At 73.9% G+C, this 21,101-nt stretch carries 23 protein-coding genes; 11 read left to right on the top strand and 12 right to left on the bottom strand.

Annotated features, from left to right (window positions below):
• A partial coding sequence (locus GA0070564_RS28075; RefSeq protein WP_176730881.1) for a C39 family peptidase occupies positions 1-394 on the top strand: 394 nt, incomplete at its 5' end.
• 62 nt (positions 395-456) lie between these two features.
• Here GA0070564_RS28075 and GA0070564_RS28070 read toward each other — a convergent pair.
• Complete coding sequence (locus GA0070564_RS28070) at positions 457-1,113, bottom strand: DedA family protein (protein WP_091616023.1); 657 nt, start codon at positions 1,111-1,113, stop codon at positions 457-459.
• A 158-nt stretch (positions 1,114-1,271) separates the two neighbouring features.
• Positions 1,272-1,655 carry a VOC family protein gene (locus GA0070564_RS28065; protein ID WP_091616019.1) on the bottom strand — a complete coding sequence of 128 codons (384 nt, stop codon included), beginning with the start codon at positions 1,653-1,655 and terminating at the stop codon, positions 1,272-1,274.
• Between the two features lie 159 nt (positions 1,656-1,814).
• Between GA0070564_RS28065 and GA0070564_RS28060 the strand changes: the two genes are divergently transcribed.
• The 5 genes from GA0070564_RS28060 to GA0070564_RS28035 all read left to right on the top strand — a co-directional run bounded on the left by GA0070564_RS28060 (position 1,815) and on the right by GA0070564_RS28035 (position 6,671).
• Positions 1,815-4,682 (top strand): aconitate hydratase, encoded by a 2,868-nt coding sequence (locus GA0070564_RS28060; RefSeq protein ID WP_091616015.1) that lies wholly within the window; start codon positions 1,815-1,817, stop codon positions 4,680-4,682.
• A 136-nt stretch (positions 4,683-4,818) separates the two neighbouring features.
• Positions 4,819-5,031: a GntR family transcriptional regulator gene (locus tag GA0070564_RS28055; RefSeq protein ID WP_091616011.1), complete on the top strand. Its 213-nt coding sequence runs from the start codon at positions 4,819-4,821 to the stop codon at positions 5,029-5,031.
• Positions 5,032-5,090: 59 nt separating this feature from the next.
• Positions 5,091-5,585: a hypothetical protein gene (locus GA0070564_RS28050; protein WP_091616008.1), complete on the top strand. Its 495-nt coding sequence runs from the start codon at positions 5,091-5,093 to the stop codon at positions 5,583-5,585.
• 463 nt (positions 5,586-6,048) lie between these two features.
• Positions 6,049-6,300 carry a type II toxin-antitoxin system Phd/YefM family antitoxin gene (locus GA0070564_RS28040; RefSeq protein ID WP_091616004.1) on the top strand — a complete coding sequence of 84 codons (252 nt, stop codon included), beginning with the start codon at positions 6,049-6,051 and terminating at the stop codon, positions 6,298-6,300.
• On the top strand, positions 6,297-6,671 hold the full coding sequence (locus tag GA0070564_RS28035) for a type II toxin-antitoxin system VapC family toxin (RefSeq protein WP_091616000.1): 375 nt from the start codon (positions 6,297-6,299) through the stop codon (positions 6,669-6,671). The genes GA0070564_RS28040 and GA0070564_RS28035 overlap by 4 nt, the downstream gene beginning before the upstream one ends.
• Before the next feature lies 1 nt (position 6,672).
• Here GA0070564_RS28035 and GA0070564_RS28030 read toward each other — a convergent pair whose 3' ends face one another.
• The 7 genes from GA0070564_RS28030 to GA0070564_RS28000 form a co-directional block, all read right to left on the bottom strand.
• On the bottom strand, positions 6,673-7,281 hold the full coding sequence (locus GA0070564_RS28030) for a GTP-binding protein (RefSeq protein ID WP_091615996.1): 609 nt from the start codon (positions 7,279-7,281) through the stop codon (positions 6,673-6,675).
• Positions 7,262-7,648 (bottom strand): DUF742 domain-containing protein, encoded by a 387-nt coding sequence (locus GA0070564_RS28025; protein ID WP_091615992.1) that lies wholly within the window; start codon positions 7,646-7,648, stop codon positions 7,262-7,264. The genes GA0070564_RS28030 and GA0070564_RS28025 overlap by 20 nt, the downstream gene beginning before the upstream one ends.
• On the bottom strand, positions 7,645-8,076 hold the full coding sequence (locus GA0070564_RS28020; protein ID WP_088972203.1) for a roadblock/LC7 domain-containing protein: 432 nt from the start codon (positions 8,074-8,076) through the stop codon (positions 7,645-7,647). The genes GA0070564_RS28025 and GA0070564_RS28020 overlap by 4 nt, the downstream gene beginning before the upstream one ends.
• 88 nt (positions 8,077-8,164) lie before the next feature.
• Complete coding sequence (locus GA0070564_RS28015) at positions 8,165-10,699, bottom strand: sensor histidine kinase (protein ID WP_091615988.1); 2,535 nt, start codon at positions 10,697-10,699, stop codon at positions 8,165-8,167.
• Between the two features lie 113 nt (positions 10,700-10,812).
• Positions 10,813-12,435, bottom strand: a complete 1,623-nt coding sequence (locus GA0070564_RS28010) for a prenyltransferase/squalene oxidase repeat-containing protein (protein ID WP_218105015.1) — start codon at positions 12,433-12,435, stop codon at positions 10,813-10,815.
• A complete protein-coding gene (locus GA0070564_RS28005) occupies positions 12,432-13,346 on the bottom strand; it encodes a terpene synthase family protein (protein ID WP_091615982.1) in 915 nt (304 codons plus the stop codon). The genes GA0070564_RS28010 and GA0070564_RS28005 overlap by 4 nt, the downstream gene beginning before the upstream one ends.
• Positions 13,343-14,674, bottom strand: a complete 1,332-nt coding sequence (locus GA0070564_RS28000; RefSeq protein ID WP_425412558.1) for a cytochrome P450 — start codon at positions 14,672-14,674, stop codon at positions 13,343-13,345. Before GA0070564_RS28000 ends, GA0070564_RS28005 begins: the two co-directional genes overlap by 4 nt.
• Before the next feature lie 346 nt (positions 14,675-15,020).
• On the opposite strand from GA0070564_RS28000, the gene GA0070564_RS27995 reads away from it, so the two are divergent.
• Positions 15,021-15,269, top strand: coding sequence for a DUF2630 family protein (locus GA0070564_RS27995; RefSeq protein ID WP_088972207.1), 249 nt, complete (start codon positions 15,021-15,023; stop codon positions 15,267-15,269).
• 84 nt (positions 15,270-15,353) lie between these two features.
• Here GA0070564_RS27995 and GA0070564_RS27990 read toward each other — a convergent pair whose 3' ends face one another.
• The 3 genes from GA0070564_RS27990 to GA0070564_RS27980 all read right to left on the bottom strand — a co-directional run bounded on the left by GA0070564_RS27990 (position 15,354) and on the right by GA0070564_RS27980 (position 18,085).
• Positions 15,354-16,307: a serine protein kinase RIO gene (locus GA0070564_RS27990; protein ID WP_091615973.1), complete on the bottom strand. Its 954-nt coding sequence runs from the start codon at positions 16,305-16,307 to the stop codon at positions 15,354-15,356.
• A gap of 180 nt (positions 16,308-16,487) precedes the next feature.
• The gene (locus tag GA0070564_RS27985; RefSeq protein ID WP_091615970.1) at positions 16,488-17,132 is read right to left on the bottom strand and encodes an HAD family hydrolase; all 645 of its coding nucleotides are present in this window, start codon (positions 17,130-17,132) and stop codon (positions 16,488-16,490) included.
• Positions 17,133-17,194: 62 nt separating this feature from the next.
• The gene (locus GA0070564_RS27980; protein ID WP_245670332.1) at positions 17,195-18,085 is read right to left on the bottom strand and encodes a carbon-nitrogen hydrolase family protein; all 891 of its coding nucleotides are present in this window, start codon (positions 18,083-18,085) and stop codon (positions 17,195-17,197) included.
• A gap of 110 nt (positions 18,086-18,195) precedes the next feature.
• Here GA0070564_RS27980 and GA0070564_RS27975 point away from each other — a divergent pair, with 110 nt between their 5' ends.
• The 4 genes from GA0070564_RS27975 to GA0070564_RS27960 all read left to right on the top strand — a co-directional run bounded on the left by GA0070564_RS27975 (position 18,196) and on the right by GA0070564_RS27960 (position 21,083).
• On the top strand, positions 18,196-18,768 hold the full coding sequence (locus GA0070564_RS27975) for a TetR/AcrR family transcriptional regulator (RefSeq protein ID WP_088972210.1): 573 nt from the start codon (positions 18,196-18,198) through the stop codon (positions 18,766-18,768).
• A gap of 106 nt (positions 18,769-18,874) precedes the next feature.
• Positions 18,875-19,822, top strand: coding sequence for a TIGR04222 domain-containing membrane protein (locus tag GA0070564_RS27970; RefSeq protein ID WP_091615964.1), 948 nt, complete (start codon positions 18,875-18,877; stop codon positions 19,820-19,822).
• Positions 19,819-20,637, top strand: a complete 819-nt coding sequence (locus GA0070564_RS27965; protein ID WP_091616051.1) for an MbnB/TglH/ChrH family RiPP precursor modification enzyme — start codon at positions 19,819-19,821, stop codon at positions 20,635-20,637. The genes GA0070564_RS27970 and GA0070564_RS27965 overlap by 4 nt, the downstream gene beginning before the upstream one ends.
• The gene (locus GA0070564_RS27960) at positions 20,634-21,083 is read left to right on the top strand and encodes an SCO6045 C-terminal-like domain-containing protein (RefSeq protein ID WP_091615961.1); all 450 of its coding nucleotides are present in this window, start codon (positions 20,634-20,636) and stop codon (positions 21,081-21,083) included. The genes GA0070564_RS27965 and GA0070564_RS27960 overlap by 4 nt, the downstream gene beginning before the upstream one ends.
• The last annotated feature ends 18 nt before the right edge of the window (positions 21,084-21,101 follow it).

The raw sequence follows: 21,101 nt of genomic DNA, 5'->3' as shown, positions 1-21,101 counted from the left end.
GGCCAGGGAGATGGGCACCACCGAGGACGGCACCAACAGCATCAACGACATCACCCCGGTGCTGAACAAGGAGACCGGTAAGGACGTCTACCGGTCGGTGGAGATCAAGGATCGTAAGGCCGACGACAAGCAGACCGACAAGCTGCGCGCGGACGTCGTGGAGACCGTCGACGGCGGTCGGGCCGTGGTGGCGAACATCGCCGGCACCGCGGTCGACACCGACGGCAACACCCACTCCTTCGAGGGCGGGCACTACATCTGGGTCGTGGGCTACCGCGACGGTGGCAAGACCGTCACCATCGCCGACAGCGCCGACCCGAACATGGCCTCCTACCGGATGAGCGTGGACAACCTCGCCGACTGGATCGCCACCCGCGGCTACACCGCCAGCTGACCCGAAGCGAAGGGCCCGACCCCCAACGAGGGGTCGGGCCCTTCGGCATGTCCGGGACCGGTTCACTCCCTGCCGGCGTTGACCGGCCGGGTCGTCTCGTCGGCCGTGGGCAGCGGCTCGGCCCGGTGGGCCCGGCGGCGCAGCCACCAGGTGCTGCCGACGCCGGCCAGCACGGCGACGACCAGGCCGGCCCAGGAGATGTCCTTGAGCCAGTGCTCGGCGGCCCGACCCACGCTGTAGAGCAGGTAGGTCGTGCCGAAGGCCCAGACCAGGCCGCCGGCCGCGTTGGCCAGCAGGAACCGGCGGTACGGCACGTGCAGCGCGCCGGCGAGCGGCCCGGCGAGGATGCGCAGCAGCGCCACGAACCGGCCGAAGAAGACGGCCCAGACGCCGTGCCGGGCGAAACTCTGCTCGGCCCGGGCGAGCTGCGCGGGGCCCAGGTGCTTCGGGAAGCGCCGGCCGAGCCGGTGCAGGAGTGGTCGGCCGCCCCGCCGGCCGACGGCGTACCCGATGGAGTCGCCGACGACGGCGCCGAACGCCGCGGCGGCGGCCACCCACTCGGGCTCGACCACCCCGGTCGCGGCGAGCAGCGCCGAGCTGACCAGGACGATCTCGCCGGGCAGCGGCACGCCCATGCTCTCCACGCCGATCACCCCGGCGACGATCAGATAGACGGTGACCGGAGGCAGCGCCGAGAGCCAGTGTTGTACGTCGACCACCCGTCACCCCTTCCGGTCCGACCTCGAACCCTACCCGGGTCGCCGGGCCGGGGCGGGTCGCTCACGGACGGTCGACCCGGCCGGCGCCCCGCCCACCCCCGTCGGGGGCGGGGCGACCGGCCGGCGCGACGGCGGCTCAGCCGTGGTGCGACGGCGGCTCAGCCGGCGATCGGGGTGAGGAACTCCAGGCGGTTGCCGTGCGGGTCGTGGGTGTGGAAGCGGCGCATCCCGGGCACCTCGGCGTCATCCCAGGTGACCGGGTGACCGGCGGCGGCGAGTCGTTCGGCGAGCGCGTCCAGGTCGGGGCGGAGCAGGGCGGGGTGGGCCTTGCGGGCCGGGCGGAAGTCTTTCTCGACGCCGAGGTGCAGCTCCGCGTCGTACCCGGTGAACCAGCAACCACCGCGGGCGGCGAGGGCCGGGGGTTTGGTCTTCTCGGTCATCCCGAGCAGGCCCGCGTAGAACATCCCGAGCAGGCCGGCGTAGAAGGAGCGGGATGCCGCCTCCGAGCCCGGCGGGCAGGCGAGCAGGACGTGATGGATCATGGTGACACCTCCTCGTCCCGCACCCTGGCACGAGGTTGCGTTAATAGCAAGACGGACGTACGGTTTTGTAGGAACGAGAATCCGCGGTAAGTGCCACCTAACCTGGGCGAGGTCCAGGCGGGTGCGACAGACTGCTCAGGACTACTCACGGTCGCTGGTGTGAAGGAGTACGACGTGGCGAGCCTCGACACCTTCGGTGCGAAGACCCAGCTGCGCGTCGGAGACGCGAGCTACGAGATTTTCAGGATCGACCAGGTTCCGGGGCACGACAGACTGCCCTACAGCCTCAAGATCCTGCTGGAGAACCTGCTGCGCACCGAGGACGGCGCGAACATCACCGCCGACCACATCTCGCAGCTCGGCGGCTGGGACCCCACCGCCGACCCGAGCGTGGAGATCCAGTTCACCCCGGCCCGGGTGCTGATGCAGGACTTCACCGGCGTGCCCTGCGTGGTCGACCTGGCCACCATGCGCGAGGCCGTCCGCGACCTCGGCGGCGACGCCACCAAGGTCAACCCGCTGGCCCCCGCCGAGCTGGTCATCGACCACTCGGTCATCGCCGACCTGTTCGGCCGTGAGGACGCCTTCGAGCGCAACGTCGAGCTGGAGTACGAGCGCAACAAGGAGCGCTACCAGTTCCTGCGCTGGGGCCAGACCGCGTTCAACGAGTTCAAGGTCGTACCGCCGGGCACCGGCATCGTGCACCAGGTCAACATCGAGTACCTGGCCCGCACGATCATGGCGCGCGCAGAGGCGTCCGGGGTCATGCAGGCGTACCCGGACACCGTCGTCGGCACCGACTCGCACACCACCATGGTCAACGGCCTGGGCGTGCTCGGCTGGGGCGTCGGCGGCATCGAGGCCGAGGCCGCCATGCTCGGCCAGCCGGTCAGCATGCTGATCCCCCGGGTCGTCGGCTTCAAGCTGCACGGTGAGATGCCGGCCGGCACCACCGCCACCGACCTGGTCCTCACCATCACCGAGATGCTGCGCAAGCACGGTGTGGTCGGCAAGTTCGTCGAGTTCTACGGCCCCGGCGTGAGCGCCGTGCCGCTGGCCAACCGGGCCACCATCGGCAACATGTCCCCGGAGTACGGCTCCACCGTGGCGATCTTCCCGATCGACGCCGAGACCATCCGCTACCTGGAGCTGACCGGCCGCGACGCGTCGCAGGTCGCACTGGTCGAGGCGTACGCCAAGGAGCAGGGCCTCTGGCACGACCCGGAGCGCGAGCCGGAGTACTCCGAGCGCCTGGAGCTCGACCTGAGCACCATCGAGCCGTCCCTGGCCGGCCCGAAGCGCCCGCAGGACCGGGTGCCGCTGGGCAGCGCCAAGACGCTGTTCCGCTCGGCGCTGACCGACTATGTGGCCGCCGACTCCGGCGACGAGCGCGACCTCAAGCCGAGCGTCGCCCGTGAGCAGCTGCCCCGGGGCGCCAACGGCCCGGCCGACGAGGCCAGCGCCGAGTCCTTCCCGGCCAGCGACCCGCCGGCCAACGACTTCAGCGACCCGGCCGACGAGCCGCGCGACCTGGAGACCGCCGCTGCCGGCGCCGGCGGCCGGGCCACCAACCCGGTCCAGGTCCACGGCTCCGACGGCGTCACCTACGAGCTGGACCACGGCGCCGTGGTGATCGCCGCCATCACCTCCTGCACCAACACCTCCAACCCGCAGGTGATGATCGGCGCCGCGCTGCTGGCCCGCAACGCCGTCGACAAGGGCCTGAACCGCAAGCCGTGGGTGAAGACCACCCTCGCCCCGGGCTCCAAGGTCGTCATGGACTACTACGAGCGCGCCGGCCTCACGCCGTACCTGGAGAAGCTCGGCTTCAATCTGGTCGGCTACGGCTGCACCACCTGCATCGGCAACTCCGGCCCGCTGCCGGAGGAGGTCTCCGCCGCGGTCAACGAGGGCGACCTCGCCGTCGTCTCGGTGCTCTCCGGCAACCGGAACTTCGAGGGCCGGATCAACCCCGACGTCAAGATGAACTACCTGGCGTCCCCGCCGCTGGTGGTCGCGTACGCGCTGGCCGGCACGATGGACATCGACCTGGCCAACGAGCCGATCGGCGAGGACACCGAGGGCAACCCGGTGTTCCTGCGGGAGATCTGGCCGAACAGCGCCGAGATCCAGGACGTCATCGCCCAGGCGATCGGCGCGACCGGCTTCAGCGCCGCGTACGCCGACGTCTTCGCCGGTGACGAGCGCTGGCAGTCGCTGCCCACCCCGACCGGCGACACCTTCGCCTGGGCCGGGGACAGCACCTACGTCCGCAAGCCCCCGTACTTCGAGGGCATGCAGCAGCAGCCGGCCCCGGTGCAGGACATCGCCGACGCCCGGGTGCTGGCCCGGCTGGGCGACTCGGTGACCACCGACCACATCTCCCCGGCCGGCTCGATCAAGGCCGACTCCCCCGCCGGGCAGTACCTCGCCGAGCACGGCGTGCCGCGCCACGAGTTCAACTCGTACGGCTCGCGCCGGGGCAACCACGAGGTGATGATCCGGGGCACGTTCGCCAACATCCGGCTGCGCAACCAACTGGTCCCCGGCGTGGAGGGCGGCTTCACCGTCAACCACCTGACCGGCGAGCAGAGCTCCATCTACGACGCCTCGATGGCGTACCAGGAGGCGGGCGTCCCGCTGGTCATCCTGGCCGGCAAGGAGTACGGCTCCGGCTCGTCGCGGGACTGGGCGGCCAAGGGCACCATGCTCCTCGGGGTCAAGGCGGTCATCGCCGAGTCGTACGAGCGGATCCACCGCTCGAACCTGATCGGCATGGGCGTCCTGCCGCTCCAGTTCCCGGTGGACACCACCGCCGAGTCGCTGGGCCTGACCGGCACGGAGACCTTCTCGATCAGCGGCGTCACCGCCCTGAACGACGGCGAGACCCCGCGCACGGTGAAGGTCACCACCGACACCGGCGTCGAGTTCGACGCCGTGGTCCGGATCGACACCCCCGGTGAGGCCGACTACTACCGGCACGGCGGCATCCTCCAGTACGTGCTGCGTCGCATGATCGCCAACTGACGTCGTACGCCCGATGAGGGCCGCTCCCCGCGGGGGGGCGGCCCTTCGGCGTTTTTCGCCGAGTTGCATGCTTGTCCCGGTCCCGTCCGGTCCGGCCTGGAAACCTGATCTTCGCTGAAGTCCAGGAGAGCCGATCATGCCAACCAGACCACCGCACTGTTGCCGGGTAGCCGACGACATCGAGGCCAAGATCCGTTCCGGTGACCACGCGCCCGGGCAACAACTGCCACCGGTCTCCGAGATCGGGGAGCTGGACAACGTTGCCCGCTCGATCGCGTACCGCGCCGTCAAGGAGCTGCACGAGCGGAACCTCGTATACGGGCAGCCGGCCCTGGCCAAACGCGGCTGACCGGCACCGCACGCCTGAGGTGGTGGAGCCGCCGACCGGGGTCACGGGATACTGAACCGATGATCAGCTTGCCGCACGAGCCGTCCGGCCTGACCAAGGCGACCTGGACGGACGCCGACTTCCCGGAGATGGGCTGGCACGACTGCCGGATCCACGCCGTCAGCGTCGGCGAGTACGAGGACGACACCCTCCCGCCGGGCCGGCTGCTGCTGGACCTCGACTACATCGTGCGCTGGGTGCCGCCCGCCGACGGGGAATCCCCCTTCGACTTCTGGATCGCGCCCGCGACGCTCGTCTTCGAGCAGGCGTGTCAGATCGACGGCCGGCTCGGCCCGCTCGACGATCTGCTGGAGATCGCCGATATCCACCGACTCGACCCGACCGGCGGCGGCCCGGAGCGGTGGTGGCACATCGAGGGGCAGAACTTCGACCTCCGGCTCCGGGCCGCCGGTTACACCCAGTACCTGCGGCTGCCGCCCCGGCAGGTAGGCCGGCAGGTCCTCACCGCCGGTGAGCGCGGCGGGCCGAGCCTCGCCGAGCGGTCCTTCGCCTGAGCCGGTCAGCAGCACTGCAGGGTGAACACGGCGCGGTCGACCCGCCGGGCGGCCAGGTCCTCGGCGCGGATGAGCCAGTAGATCATGCCCGCTGCCGAACTGCACGAGCACCGGGGCCGGTACCTCGACTGCGTTCTGGGACGGCAGTGGGAGCCGGCCCGGAGGTCCGCGACCACGCGCAGCTCTACCAGCTGATCGCGCTGGGCCGCGCCGCGGCGGTGCTGCCGATGTCCTGCCGCGTCCAGCTGCGCCCGACCTCACCACCGTGCGGGTGCCGGACGCCCCGACGGTGACCACGGTGATCGCCTGGCCGCCGCAGACCCGGTCCCGGGCCGTCGCCGGCCTGGTCCGCGCCGCCACCCGCCGCTGACGCCGCACAGGGCGGCTTTCGTCTGGTCGAGCGTCGATGCTCGCCGTTGTCGCCCCCGACGGACTAGCCTGTTAGCTAAGGAGGTGGCACCCGATGGGCGAAGCCGCAGCGCAGTACAACATCCATGACGCGAAGACGAACCTCTCCCGAATCATCGAGCGGGTCGAGCACGGTGAGGAGATCCTGATCAGTCGAGCCGGGACACCGGTCGCGAAGGTCATCCCGCTGCGCTCACGGCGTCGCACCGGGCGGGGATCGCTGCGCGGCCGTCTCGTGTTGCCCGCCGACTGGGACTCCGACGAGGTCAACGAGGAGATCGCCCGCGACTTCGGGGCCGGCGGATGAGACTTCTGCTGGACACCCACGTCGTGCTGTGGTGGCTCGCCGACGATCCGACCCTCTCCGAGGAGGTCAAGGAACGCATCGACGACGAGCCGGAGGTCTACCTCAGCCCCGCGACGGTCTGGGAGATCGCCATCAAGCAGTCGCTGGGAAAGCTGGAGAGCCCCGTCGACCTGGCGGAGCAGGTTCGGGCCGCAGACCTGCGGGAGCTGCCGATCCATCACCGCCACGCCGCAGCGGCCGGGCAGCTACCGCCGATTCACCGCGACCCGTTCGATCGCATGCTCGTCGCCCAGGCACTGTGCGAAGGGCTCACCCTGGTCACCCGGGACGGCCTGATCCAAAAGTACGACCTGCCAGTGCTGGCTGTCTGATTCAGTCGGCGGCGGCGCGGCGGCGCGCCTCACGGGTCTTCATGGCGTGCTCCATCAGGGTGATGAGCACCTCCTTGCTGGACTCCCGCTGCCGGGCGTCGCAGAGCAGCACCGGCACCCCCGGGTCGAGGTTGAGCGCGGCCTGCACCTCGTCCAGGCGGTACTGCCGGGAGCCCTCGAAGCAGTTCACCGCCACCACGAACGGCGTGCCCCGCCCCTCGAAGTAGTCGATCGACGGGAAGCAGTCGGCCAGCCGGCGGGTGTCCGCCAGCACCACCGCCCCGATCGCGCCCAGCGCCAACTCGTCCCAGACGAACCAGAAGCGGTCCTGCCCCGGCGTACCGAAGAGGTAGAGCACCAGGTCGTCGCTGATGGTGATCCGGCCGAAGTCCATCGCCACCGTGGTGGTGACCTTGCCCTCGACGCCGGAGAGGTCGTCGATGCCCACCCCGGTCTCGGTCAGCACCTCCTCGGTGCGCAGCGGCCGGGTCTCGCTCACCGCGCCGACCATGGTGGTCTTGCCGACGCCGAAGCCACCGGCGATCAGGATCTTGATCGCGGTGGGCAGCGGCACCGCTCCCGCCGGCCGCTCAGAGTGCCCGTAGTCCATTGATTACCGCCTCGAAAACACTGTCGTCGGGAACGCCGCCGGTCGCCCGCGGCTCTCGGACCTGCACCAACTCGCGGGCCACCAGGTCACCGAGGAGGACCCGGATGGTGCCCACCGGCAGGTCCAGGTGGGCGGCGACCTCCGCCACGGACTGCATCCGCTGGCAGAGGCCGACGATGGCCAGATGCTCCGGGCCCAGCCCGGCCTCCGGCGTCGCGTCGGCACGGGTGGCAGTCACCAGGGAGATCAGGTCGAACGTGCCGGTCACCGGGCGGGCCCGGCCGCGGGTGACCGCGTACGGCCGCACCACCGGCCCCGCCTGGTCATCGACCCACTGGTTCTCCTCGGGCCCCCCGTCGACCGTCATCGCGCCGCGTTCTCGCCGGCCGACTGTTCGGGCACGCGGCTCGGGGAGGCCACGAACTTGCCCACCCGGGTCACCAGCATCGCCATCTCGTACGCGATCAGGCCGACGTCGGCGTCCTCGGCGGCCAGCACGGCCAGGCAGGCGTTGCGGCCGGCCGCGGTGACGAACAGGAACGACGACTGCATCTCGATGATGGTCTGCTGCACCTGACCACCGCCGAACCGCTTGCCCGCTCCCCGGGCCAGGCTCTGGATGCCCGCCGCCATCGCCGCCAGGTGCTCGCCGTCGTCCCGGCTCAGTCCTCGGGACGAGGCCATCAGCAGGCCGTCCGTGGAGAGCGCGACAGCGTGTTCGGCCTGCTTCACCCGGCCGACCAGATCATCCAGCAACCACGTCAGGTCGGCACTCGAAGCCGTCTTCTGCGCCACTCGTCGTCCTCTTCTCCCCGGCTGGTGTCGCCGTGTCCGTCTGGGGTGCCTGCGGTCGCCTCCGGCGCGGTCACGCGCCGGACGCCGCTCAGGTCGCCTGCTCGTCGCCGGTGTCCGGTGCCGTCCCGCCCGAGGTGCCGGAGCCGCCACCGAGCAGCCGCGCCGCGTCCGTCCGCCCACGCCGGGTGCCCGTCTGGTAGGAGCTCATCATCCGGCGTACCTGCTCCGGCGGTCGGACCGCGTCGTCGTCGGTGTCCTCCTCGGCGGCCGGATCGGCCCGCAGCTCGGGGACGATGCTCGCCTGGCGCACCCGCACCGGCAGGCCGGTGTCGGTGCGCGGCGGCTGGGCGGGCCCGGCGTCACCGGCGGCCCCGGCGTCGGCATCCATCGTGGACATCGTACCCGCCCGCGCGGCCCTGGCGGGCAGGCCGGGGACGACGGCCGGGTCGTCCGGCCCGGGCCGCTGCGGGCGGCGGGCGCGGGTCGGCAGGCCGTCGGGCGTCGGTGCGGTGGCGCCCCGGGACCGGGTGGGCAGGCCGTCCGGCTCCGCCGCCTCGGCGGGGGCGGGGCGCGGCCGGGGAGCGACGGGCGGCGGACGCTCGCCCTCCGGCGCCGCCGTGACGACCGCCGGCGCGCCGGCCGCCGGCGACGCCCCGTCGGCGGCCGGCGCCGGCACGGCCGGTCGGCCCTCCGCCGCCACGCCCGCGCCGGCCGGGAAGCCACCGGAGCTGCTCGGGTCCTCGCCGTCCGCGGTGACCAGCTCCAACGGAATGAGTACGACGGCGGTGGTGCCGCCGTACGGGGACTCCTTGAGCCGCACCCGGACGCCGTGCCGTTCGGTCAGCCGGCTCACCACGTACAGGCCCAGCCGGGCCGCGTTGGCGAGGTTCAGCTCGGAGCGGTCGGTGATGCGGTGGTTGGCGGCGGCCAGGTCCTCCTCGGTCATGCCGAGGCCACGGTCCTCGATCTCGATGGCGAAGCCGTTGCCGACCAGCTGACCGCGCACCTCCACGGTGGTGTGCGGCGGGGAGAAGGACAGGCCGTTCTCGATCAGCTCGGCGAGCAGGTGGATGACGTCACCCACCGCGCGGCCGGCCAGCGACACCGCGCCGAGCGGGAGCACGTTGACCCGGGTGTAGTCCTCCACCTCGGCGACCGCGCCCCGGATCACGTCGACCATCGGCACGTTGCGCCGCCAGGCCCGGCCCGGCGTCGAACCGGAGAGCACGATCAGGTTCTCGGCGTTGCGCCGCATCCGGGTGGCGAGGTGGTCGACCCGGAACAGGTCCTCCAGCTCCTCCGCGTCGTGCTCCCGGCGTTCCATCGTGTCCAGCAGGGTGAGCTGCCGGTGGACCAGCGCCTGGGTGCGCCGGGCCAGGCTCAGGAAGACCTCCCGCACGCTGCGGCGCAGCTCGGCCTGCTCGACGGCGGTACGGACGGCCGTCTCCTGGACCAGGTTGAACGCCTTGCCGACCTGGCCGATCTCGTCGTCGCCGAACTCCAGCGGCGGGGCCTCGGTGGCGACGTCGACCTCCTCGCCGTGGCCCAGCCGGGCCACCACCCCGGGCAACCGCTCGTTGGCCAGCTGGGAGGCCGCCTCCCGCAGCCGCTCCAACTGGCGGACCAGGGCACGGGCCGTGGTGATCGAGACGACGATCGAGGCGATGACGGCGAGCAGACCCAGGCCGGCGGCGAGCACCAGCCGAATGATGACACCGACGGCGATCGGCTTGGCACGCTCGACGATCCCGTCACCGGCGGTGAGGATGTAGCGCTGCTGGTCGGCGGAGACCCGGTCGACCGCCGTGCGCCACTGCTGCGCCGTCACCGGCGGCGCGGTCGTGGAGCGGGTGGCGAGCACCACCCGGTCCTCCAACGCCCGGAAGGCGGTGTACGGCTCGCCGGCGAGCAGTCGTTCGTAGTCGGCGAGGTCACCGGCGGGCAGGTCCGCCCGGGCCCGACCGTCCAGGTAGCGCTGGGCGCCGACGGCCCGGGTGAAGGCGGCGTTCTCCTGCGGGGTCATCCGCCCGGCGGCCAGTACGCCGGTGAGCAGGGCATCCTCCTGCGACATCAGCTCGCGTACCCGGACCAGCTGGATCAGCGCCGAGGTCTCCCGGGCGAGCCGCTCGTCGTCCAGGTTGCCCAGTGCGCCGTACATCCGCAGCACCGAGTCGATCAGGTCGGTGTAGCTGGCCGCGGCGGCGCTGCGGTCGATCCGCCGGTCGTCGACCGCCTCGCGGACGGCGGCGAGCCCGTCCAGTCCGGTGACCACCTCGTCGATCCGGCGCTGGCTGTTCGCGCTGGCCGCCAGGTCGACCCGCCAGTCGTCCACCGAGTCGCGGAAGGCGTCGGCGACCCGCTGGGTCCGCTGCCACTGCTCGCTCAGTTGTGGACGGCCGTCGGCCTCGGAACCGCCGAGGAAGGCCGTCGACGCCCGGCGCTCGGCCTGCAACTCCACGATCAGCGGCTCGCCGGGCTGCGCCACCTGACTGTCGAGCATCTGCACCCAGAGGAGGTTCGCGCCCTCCCGCAGGGTCACCCACGCGGCGAACGCCCAGAGCGCGACGAGGGAGGCCAGCAGCGCCACGACTTTGCGGCGCAGATTCGAGCTGCGGGAACCCATCACAACCATCCCTGGCGGGTAGCCACTGATTTTCCGGTGAGCGGCATCCGCACGCACATCGACCGACCGGCGCACGGTAGCAGTGTCACGACTGTCCACTCAAGAAGCACTGATCATGCCCCTGGCGGTCGTCCCACCACCCGGGCGCCGGCCGCCGGCGCCGAGCGGCGAGGCCGGACCGGTCCGGCCGCCGCGGCCAACCAACGGGCCGCGACCACGGCCGCCCGCACGATCAGCACCGGGTGGTAGAGGTCCTTGTCGTGCCACAGTCCGGTGGCCGCCGTCAGGTCGGCGCGGTCGGCGTCGAGGAAGGTGACCGCCCGGCGCACGGCGGCCGCGACGCCGGGCCGCGTGGCGCGACCGGTGGCGAGCAGGACGTGCAGGGCGTACGCGGTCTCCTCGGCGGTGCCACCCCACCGGCCCCACGATCCGTCGGGTCGCTGGGTGGCGAGCACCCAGCGCACCGCCCGGTCGAGCGCGCCGGCGGCGGTGGCCGGCGCGTAACCGGCCAGGCTCACCGCGACGCCGGCGGTGGCGTAGTAGGCCGAGGCGTGCCAGCGGTCCGTCCACGAGCCGTCCGGCCGTTGCGCCCCGACCAGCCAGTCGGCCACCCGCCGGGCCACCGCGCCGTACCGGCCGGTGGGGCCGTGCCGGCCCAGCGCCTCCAGCACGTGGGCGTTGGTGCTGACCGAGATGCCGTCCTCCCCCTGCCAGGTGCAGAAGTGCGCCCCGGTGTCGTAGGCCAGCAGGCTGTCCGGCGCCACCGGACGACCGAGGCGGGCCAGCGCGTACAGGACGACGGCGGTGGTGTCGGCGTCCGTGGGCAGGCCGGGTGAGGTGGCCGCGCCGGTGGGACCCAGCGCCCCGGCCAGCTCGGTGAGCAGGTCGGCGGGGACGGCCCGGACGGCGCCCACCCGGGCCAGCCCGGCGAGCACCCAGGCCCGTTCGAAGACCGCGATCGGCGTGGTGCAGGGCACCGGCCCACCCTGCTCCCCCACGGCCCGGGTCAGATACCGCAACGCGGCCGGCTCGGCGTCGGGGCCGCCCCGGGCGCCCAGCCAGGCGGCGGTGGCGGCGGGTGACGCGCCCACCGCCCCGGAGAGCAGGCGTACGCCCGGCCCCCGCCCGGCCCGCGCGCCGAGCACCTCGAAGGCGTGCCACAGCTTCTGCGGCAGGGGCCGGCCGCTGGCCAGCAGGGCGTCGACCGCCACCGTCCGCCGCCGGGTCATCCCGCGCGGCAACGGCAGGGGGCCCGCCGGCGCGGCGTCGCCGGCCCGCAGCGCGTCGATCCGGTCCAGCAACGCGGGCACGATCAGGTCCGCGCCGGGCAGGTCCGGCACCGGTTCGTCGGCGACCAGCAGCCGGTCGCGCAGCGCCGCGAGCCCGCGGGCGGCGGCCGGGGTCACCTGCGCCGCGTGGCGCGGCCGGTCGGCCGCCGTGCGCAGCAGCGCCTCCACCGCGCTCACGGTCGGCACCAGGGCGTACGTGCCGGGGGCGCCCCACGCGCCGTCGGGGCTCTGGGTGGTCAGCAGGTAGCCCAGCCGCTCCGCGTGCCCGGGCAGCCAGGGCGCGTCGCTGACCACCCGGGCCGTCTCGTACACCGACGGCCGGACCGACCCGGCGGGGTGCCGCGCCAGGGCCCGGACCAGCTCCCGGGCCTCGGCGTGCCGGGCCGCCACGGCGCTCCCCGGGTCGCCGGGCACGACCCCCGGGACGACCTGCGGAGCTGCCGTCACGGCATGCCCCAGAAGTCGGCCAGCTGGTAGAACCCGCTGCTGAACCCGACCTGCCGGGCCAGGTAGTCGGCCTCCCGGGGGCAGTCGGCGCGCAGCGGGACGAGCCGGCGGTGGACCTCCTCCACCAGCTCCGCCAGCCGCTGCCGGACGACGGCGGGATCCTCGACCAGCAGCACCGCGTTCAGGTCCCCCCACCGCAGGTCCCGCTCGTACGTGCCCAGGTCGTTGACCAGGCGCAGCGCCCGTTGCACCTCGTCGCTCACCGCGACCAGCTCGGGCAGCCGCGCCAGCGTCACCTCGTCCCCGGTCCACAGCCAGTGCGCGACGTTGACGATGGTGCAGGCGTGGTTGTCGGCGTTCGCCAGGTATTCCTCGAGGTCGGGCAGCGTCGACCGGCCCGCGCGGGAGGCGTCCTTCCAGTCCCACTCCCGGGCCATCGCCCGTACCGTGGCGGCGAGGGTGTCCCGCCACAGCGCGCGGTGGGCGGCGAAGGCGGGCGTGGCGGCGAGCTGCGCCTGGAGGGCGGCGAGGTAGCCGCCCAGCTCGTCGCCGTCGGCCGGCGGTACGCCGTCGGCGACCCGCAGGCAGCGCTTGACGAGGTCGTCCACCTCTGCGTGCGTCCGGGCCCGGTGGTCGATCAACCAGTCCAGGGCGAACCCCCACAGCACCGTCCGGTTGGCGGCCCGCAACTGCTCGGCCGTGCACCAGGGCGCGCCGAAGGCGATCGCCAGGGAGATGTTGGCGAAGAGCATCGGGTCGAACGGCTCCGCCGGGAAGAGTCCCGGGTACGCCGCGGCGCAGGCCTGGAGGTCCCGCTGCCCGCGCATCGCCAGGCCGCAGACCCGGCCCTGCTCCTGGGCGTCGGAAAGCTGATCCCGTGCGTCGTCCCCCGTGACGAGCCCGGACGTCACCCGCGTCCCGCTGCCGCGACCGGGCGCAGCAGCATCTCGACCCGTCGACCGGGGCGCAGGTTCACCGTCAACTGCGCCGGTGGGACGCCGGGTTGGCGGAGCCGGAACCGGTACCGACTGAGCAGGGTGGCCACCACCAGCGGTGCCTCCAGGTTGAACAGGTACATCCCGATGCACTGGTGCGGCCCGCCACCGAAGGGGTAGTACGCGTAGCGGTGGCGGCGGGGCTGGTCGCCGAGGAACCGTTGCGGGTCGAACTCGTTCGGCCGCGGCCAGAGCCGGGCCAGCCGCTGGGTGACGTACGCGCTGACCACGACCGTGCTGCCGGCCCGGACCCGGGTGCCGCCGATCTCGTCGTCGGCGACCGTGGTGCGGGGCAGCAGCCAACCGGGCGGATACATCCGGAGCAGCTCGTCGAGCACGGCCCGGGTGTAGGTGAGGCGGCCGAGCTGCTCCCGACTGACCACGTCGCCCGGGGCGACCACCTCGTCGAGCTCCGCGTAGAGCCGGTCGGCGACCTCCGGGTGCGCGTCCAGGACGGGCAGCAGCCAGGTGAGCAGCGCGTAGGTGGTCTCGGTGGCGGTGGCGAACATCGACACCACGTCGTCGCGTACCCGCTGGTCGGGCAGCGGGCGGCCGGCGTCGTCGCGGGCCCGGGTCAGCGCGGCCAGCAGGTCGTCGTCGTCGCGGGGCCGCTCGCGTTCGGCCCGGACCAGCGGCATCATGATGTCGTCGATGGCGCCGACGGCCCGGCGGAACTCGCGGTCGCCGGGCACCGGCACGGCGTCGGGCAGGAACGGCAGCAGCATCCGGAACCGCAGCGCGTGCACGATGGCGTCCTGGGCGGCCACGATCCGCAGCTGGTCGGCGATGGTCACCCGGTCGGCGAAGAAGACGCTGCTGATCGCCCGGCAGATCACCCGGCCCAGTTCGGCGCCGGCGTCCAGCCAGCGGCCGGCCTGGGCGGGCTCGGCGAACTCGTCGATCGCGGCGCTGACGGCGAGGCTCATCGTCTCGACCAGGGAGTCGATCCGCTTGGCGGTGAAGTACGGCTGCATCCGGGAGCGGCTGGCCTGCCACTCGGGCCCGTCGGAGAGGATGCCGTCGCCGGTGAACCGCCGCACCGGCCGCCAGAGCATGCCCTGCCCGCCCCGGCTGTAGTTGGCCGCGTTGTCGCGCAGCACGTGCTGGGCGTGCGCCGGGTCGGTCACCAGGTAGGGCCGGACGGGCCCCAGGTTGAGCCGGACCAGCCGGCCCTGCGCGGCGTCGCCCAGCGCGACCAGCTCGGCCAGCGGATCCCGGAGCAGGCCGGGCAGCATCCGGGGCAGCGACGGCACCTTCCGTGCCGGGGCCGGAGGGTCCAGAACGGCCCGGTCAGCCATGGCACTTCCGCACGTCGACTCCTTGTCCGGCCCGCTGGGCTCGCCCGGGCCCGCTCCGTGAGCGGTGACGGACAGTAGTCACGCCAACCGCCATGGTCACAAACTGGCCAGTAGCATGCCATCCAGAGTGGACACAGGGGAAGACGATGCGAAGGAAATTCTGCTCAGCGGAATACTCAGGCGTGGAGAGATACCGGACGGCGCCACCCGCGCGTCCCCGCCACGCCGCACGACCCGGCACGACACGGGCCCAATCCGGGCGCGCGGGGACGGCCTGTGCCAGGCTCAGGGCATGGACGACAAGACCATCCTGAACCGGATCTCCGAGCTGGTCGACGAGGAGCACAAGCTGCGCTCGTCGGCGCAGGAGCACGAGGCCGGCACCGACGACGAGGCGAAGAACCGGCTGCGCGAGCTGGAGGAGTCACTGGACCAGTGCTGGGACCTGCTGCGCCGGCGGCGGGCGGCCCGCCAGGCGCACGGCGACCCGGAGGCCCAGGGCGAGCGCCCGATCCCGGAGGTCGAGCGTTACCTGCAGTGACCGTCCGGTCCCCGGGCGGCGACGAGCCGCCCGGGGACCGGTGCCCCCCGGTGACGGCCCGGCCGGCCACCACCGGAATCCGCGTCAGCGCAGACCCGCCTCGCGGAGCAGCAGTTCGGTGAGGGCACCGTGGTCCGTCCGCTCCGCGGCCAGGCCCCGCGCGGTGAACCAGTCGGCCACCACCCGGACGTCCCGGGCCAGGAACTCCGGCCCCTGCGGATTGGCCACCACGTCCACCACCTGCGGCAGGTCGATCAGGACCAGCCGCTCCCGGTGCACCAGGAGGTTGTACGGCGACAGGTCGCCGTGGGCGTAGCCGGCCCGGGCGAGCACCACGAGGGCGTCCACCAGCTGCTCCCAGAGCGCCCGCAGCTCGGCGGGCCCGGGGCGGAGCTGGGCCAGCCGGGGCGCCGCCTCACCCCGGTCGGGATCGCCGACGAACTCCAGCATCAACTCGGTGCCGAGCAGCTGCACCGGGTAGGGCACGGCGATGCTGCCGTACTCGGCGCCGATCTCCCAGAGCCGGCCGAGCGCGGCGAACTCCGCCGCGGCCCACTGACCGGCGATCATCTGCCGGCCGAAGTCGGTCCGTCCGGCCATCGCCCGGTTCTCCCGGGACCGGCGGACCCGCCGCCCCTCCAGATAGCCCGCGTCCCGGTGGAAGAGCCGGTGCCGGGGGTCCCGGTAGCGCTTCACCGCCAGCAGGCAGGACCGGTCGGTCTCCGGCACCGCCCGGCGGAGCAGGTGGACGTCCGCCTCCTTGCCGGTCTTGAGGATGCCCAGCTCGGTGTCCCGGGCGGCCAGCTCGGTCACCAGCCAGGCCGGGTGCGGCTGCGGGCCGTGCACGGCCGCGTCCCAGGACGACCAGGGGTCGCCCAGTTCCGGGTCCGGTTCGAGGTGGTCGCCGTCGAGTTCGAGCTCGGCGGCGGGCCGGACCGGCTCCGGCCGGCCGTGCCTCAGGAAGTGTGGTTCGTCGTCGTCGAAGCGGCTCTTGCCGCGGGTACGGCGCTCGGGCGCCGCGAAGTCGTGTTCGCGCACGGTGTCGCTGATCCCTTGATCGAGGCTGGTGGAGGCAGGTGGAACGACCCTGCAAAGACGGCCATGACCGACCTCCCTCACTCCTCGACCGGGCGCCGCCCGGCGACGCGTCGCGCGCCGGCACCCATGCTGGACCGACACACCACGGCCGGCAACCGAATTACCGGACCAGCGGGGCCGTCAGCCGGCCAGCACCGTCGCGACGGCGGCGATCAGCCCGTCCGCCGTACGGGTCGGGGCGAACCGGTCGTCGGACCAGGCCCGGCCCCGGTGCAGCCACACGCTGGGCAGGCCGACCGCGGTGGCTCCCCCGATGTCGGCCTCCGGGCCGTCGCCCACCACCCAGGCGCCGCGCAGCGGGATCCCGGCCCGCTGGGCGGCCAACGCGAAGATCCGCGGGTTGGGCTTGCTCACCCCCGCCTCCTCGGAGATCACCCAGTCGGCGACGTACCGGTCCAGGCCGGTCCGTCTGATCTTCGCGTCCTGTTGGCGTACCACCCCGTTGCTGACCACCACGGGCACCCAGCCGGCGTCCCGGGCGATCCGCAGCGCGCAGGCGACCAGCGGGTCGAGCCGGCAGTGCGCGTCCACGCCGTCGTGCAGCTCCTCCACCAGGTCGATGGAGGGGATGCGCAGCGCGTACCGGTCGCGGATGGCGTCGGCCACGTCCCAGCGGTCGGTCAGGCCGTCCGCGTCGATCGAGACCAGCCAGTCCAGGTCGGCCGGGGGCGCGCCGATCCCGGCCAGGAAACGGTCCGCCCAGACGCGGAACGGCCCGTCCCGGTCGAGCAGGGTGTTGTCCAGGTCCAGCAGGAGCAGCGGCACCCGCGAAACCCTACGGGACCGCGTTGACCGCCGACAGGGCCGACCGTCCCACTCCGGCGCGGTCAGCCGACCAGTCGGGTCCGGCCGGCACCCGGTCCGGCGGGGCGGTCGCCGAGCATGGTGTGCGCGGCCCGGGTGTCGGCGAGCACGGCCGGCTCGCAGGTGGCGACGAGCACGTCGGTGCCGGTGTCGGCGCCGCGGGCCAGCGGACGACCCTGCGGGTCGTAGACGGCGGCTCCGCCGTTGAACCGCCACGGGTCCGCGCCGTCCACGGCGTTGGCGAAGACGACGTACATGGTGTTGTCCAGGGCGCGGGCGGCGTAGTACAGGTCGCGGCGGTGCGCGGAGCCGGCCAGGTAGCCGGACGGGCAGAGATAGCCGTGCGCGCCGTCGGCCGCGGCGGCCCGGCCGTGCTCGGGGAAGCAGCCGTCGTAGCAGATGCCCAGGCCGAGGTGCCAGCCGTCGACGACCAGGGTGGCGCCCCGGTCGCCCGGCTCGAACAGGTCCCGCTCGTCGCCCCAGAGCTGCTGCTTGTGGTAGCCGGCGCGGACCGTGCCGGCCGGGTCGACGACCAGCGCGGCGATGGTCCGAAGCCGGTCGGGCAGCCGGACGGCCGCGCCGACCACCACGGTCAGCCCACCGGCCCGGGCGGCGGCGCGCAGCGGGTCGAGCCGCGGATCGTCGACCAGCCCGGCCGCGTCGGCCACCACGTCGGTCCCGGTCGGATCGGCCGCCAGCGTGGGTGGGTGGTACGCGGGCAGGAACAGCTCGGGCAGCACGACCACCCGGGCGCCGGCGTCGGCGGCCCGGCCCGAGAGCGCGCCGGCGGCGCGGGCGTTGCCGGCGACGTCGCCCGGGACCGGTTCGGCCTGCACGGCGGCGACGGTGAGCGGCACGGTCGGCAGCGGTGCGCCGGCCGGCAGGGCGGAGGCCGCGGTCCGGGGTGAGGTCACCGGGCGATCATAGGCGGCCGACCCGGCCGACAATGATCTTGAGCGATCGGGGCCATCCCAAGCCGTACGTACGGTTTGCACGACGTCCGCTCACCTGCGACGATCGACCCGTGCCCAGAGTAAGTCAGGACCAGCTCGACGCGCGCCGACAGGAGATCCTCGGCGCGGCCCGGGCCTGTTTCGCCCGGCACGGCTACGAGGGGGCCACCGTACGCCGCCTGGAGGAGGCCACCGGCCTCTCCCGCGGCGCGATCTTCCACCACTTCCGGGACAAGGACTCGCTCTTCCTGGCCGTCGCCGAGGACGACGCGGCGGCCATGGTGGAGACCGTGGCCCGCAACGGTCTGGTGCAGGTCATGCGGGACCTGCTGGCCCGCGCCGTCTCCCCCGACACGACGGGCTGGCTGGGCAGCCAGCTCGAGGTGTCCCGCCGGCTGCGCACCGACCCGGCCTTCGCCAGGCGCTGGGCCGAGCGCTCCGCCGCCATCGCCGAGGCGACCCGGGACCGCCTGGTCCGCCAGCGGGAGGCCGGGGTGCTGCGCGAGGACGTACCCATCGACGTGCTGGCCCAGTTCCTGGAGCTGGCCTACGACGGCCTGGTGCTGCACCTGGCCATGGGGCGCCCGGCCGGCGACCTCGGCCCGGTGCTCGACCTGGTCGAGGAGGCCGTCCGCCGGCGCTGACCGGGCCAGGTATCGGCTCGGTAACTGGCCCACCGCGCCGGTCCTGGCGTGGCGGCGGCACTCCACAATGGGGTCGCGTTCCCCTCGCGCGACAGGAGCTACCGTCATGCCGATCCTCGCCGCACCGGGCGACACCTGGGGCGTCCCCGGCCCCGTCTTCCTCCGGCTCTACCTGCTGGCCGCCGTGGCGCTGGTCGTCGGCGTACTGGTGCACCGGCGCCGGATCCTGCGCGGCACCCCGGCGGCGGCCCCCGGCACCGTCGGACTCGACCCGCAGCAGGTGGCCTACCTCAACGGCGGCGAGCAACTGGCGGTCTGGACCGCGCTCAGCGGGCTGCGGCAGGGTGGCACCGTGGGCGTCCGGCCGGACCGGCGGCTCACCGCGGGCGGTCACCCGCCGGCCGGACTGACCCCGCTCGACCAGGCGGTGCACCACGCCGCGAACCGCCACCTGCACACCCGGGAACTACGCGCCGACGAGTGGGTCCGACGGGCCCTGGAGCAGCTGCGCACCGGCCTGGAACAGCGCGGCCTGACCCTCACGCCGCAGGCCCGCGAGGCGGTACGGCGTGGCCCGCTGCTGATCGTGCTGCTGATCGCGGTGGGCGTGTTCCGGATCTTCGCCGGGCTCTCCAACGACCGTCCGGTCGGCTGGCTGACGCTCGCCGTGCTGGCGCTGATCGGGTGCTGCGTCGTGCTCGCCCGGGTGCCGTGGCGTACCCGGGCGGCCGAGCGGGAGCTGAGCGAGCTGCGCCGCCGGCACACCTACCTCGCCCCCACCTCCGCCCCGGCGTACGCCACCTACGGCGCGGCCGGCGCGGCGATGGGCGTGGCGTTGTTCGGCACCGCCTCGCTCTGGGCGATGGACCCCGGTTTCGCCGAGCAGGCCGAGATCCAGCGTCAGGCGATCGCCGCGTCCGGCAACGGCTACTCCTCCGGATCGTCCGGCAGCTCCTGCGGCGGCGGCTCCTCCTGCGGGGGCGGCTCGTCGTGCGGCGGCGGCAGCTCCTGCGGCGGTGGGGGCGGCTGCGGCGGGGGCGGGTGCGGCGGATGACCGGACCGGTCGGGGTGGGCATCGGCTGGCGGCCGGAGATCGCCGGTTTCGTCGCCGAGCTGCCCGGGCTGCGCTTCGTCGAGGTGGTGGCCGAGGCGCTGGCCGCGACGGGCCCGCTGCCGGACGGCCTCGCCGACCTGCGCGGGCGGGGCGTCACCGTCGTACCGCACGGGGTGCGGCTCTCCCTGGGCGGCGCGGAGCCGGTCGACCCGGCCCGCGTCGCCCACCTGGCCCGGGTCGCGGCGCTGGTCGACGCGCCGCTGGTCAGCGAGCACATCGCCTTCGTCCGGGCCGGGGGGCTGGAGGCCGGTCACCTGCTGCCGCTGCCTCGCAGCCGGGAGGCCGTGGCAGCGGTGGTGGCGAACGTCCGCCGGGCCCGGGCCGAGCTGCCCGTGCCGATCGCGCTGGAGCCGATCGCCGCACTCTTCGACTGGCCGGACGACGAGCTGGACGAGGCCGACTTCCTCACCGAGATCCTGGCCGCCACCGACGCGTCGCTCCTGCTCGACGTGGCCAACGTCCACGCCAACGCCCGCAACCGGGGCGGTGATCCCCTCGCCCTGCTCGACCGGCTGCCGCTGGAGCGGGTCGCGTACGTTCACGTGGCCGGCGGCGCCGAGCAGGGCGGCTACTACCACGACACGCACACCGATCCGGTCCCCGCCGAGGTGCTCGACCTGGTCCGGGAGCTGTGTTCGCGGCGCCGGCCACCGGCGCTGCTGCTGGAGCGGGACGGCCACTATCCGCCCGCGGCGGAGCTGCGCGCCGAGCTCGACGCCCTCGCCGCCGCCTCGGGCCACCCGGTGATCACGTGACCGGCTCCGACCTGGCCGCCCGGCAGGCGGCGCTGGTCGCGGCGCTGGTGGCCGCCGGTCCGCTGCCGCCCGGCTTCACCGCCGGGCCGGTGGACGCGGCCCGCCGGGCGCTGCTGCGCAAGCGCGGCGGCGAGGTCGCCCGGCACTGGCCGCTGCTCGCGGCCGGCCTCGGCCCGGACTGGCCGGCCGTCTTCGCCGACTGGGCGGCGGGCCGCCCGGGCAGCGGCGGGCTGCGCGACGGCTGGGACCTGGCCCGGGCGTTGCGCGACCGGGGCGTCCTGCCGCCGGTGGCCGCCGAGGAGTTGGCGCTGCGCGAGGCGACGGTCCACTACGACGGGCGGCGGCACCCCAGGCCGCGCCGGCTGCCGGCCGTGCGGCGGGCCGGCGGCGCCGTCGCGGTCCAGCTCGCCGGTCGGGTACGCCTGCTCCGCCCGGCCCGGCGCTGACCCCGAGGGTGACGACCC

It is taken from the genome of Micromonospora mirobrigensis (genome assembly GCF_900091555.1).
GTDB classification, from domain to species: Bacteria; Actinomycetota; Actinomycetes; order Mycobacteriales; family Micromonosporaceae; genus Micromonospora; species Micromonospora mirobrigensis.
This window is presented reverse-complemented; position numbering and strand designations above follow the sequence as displayed.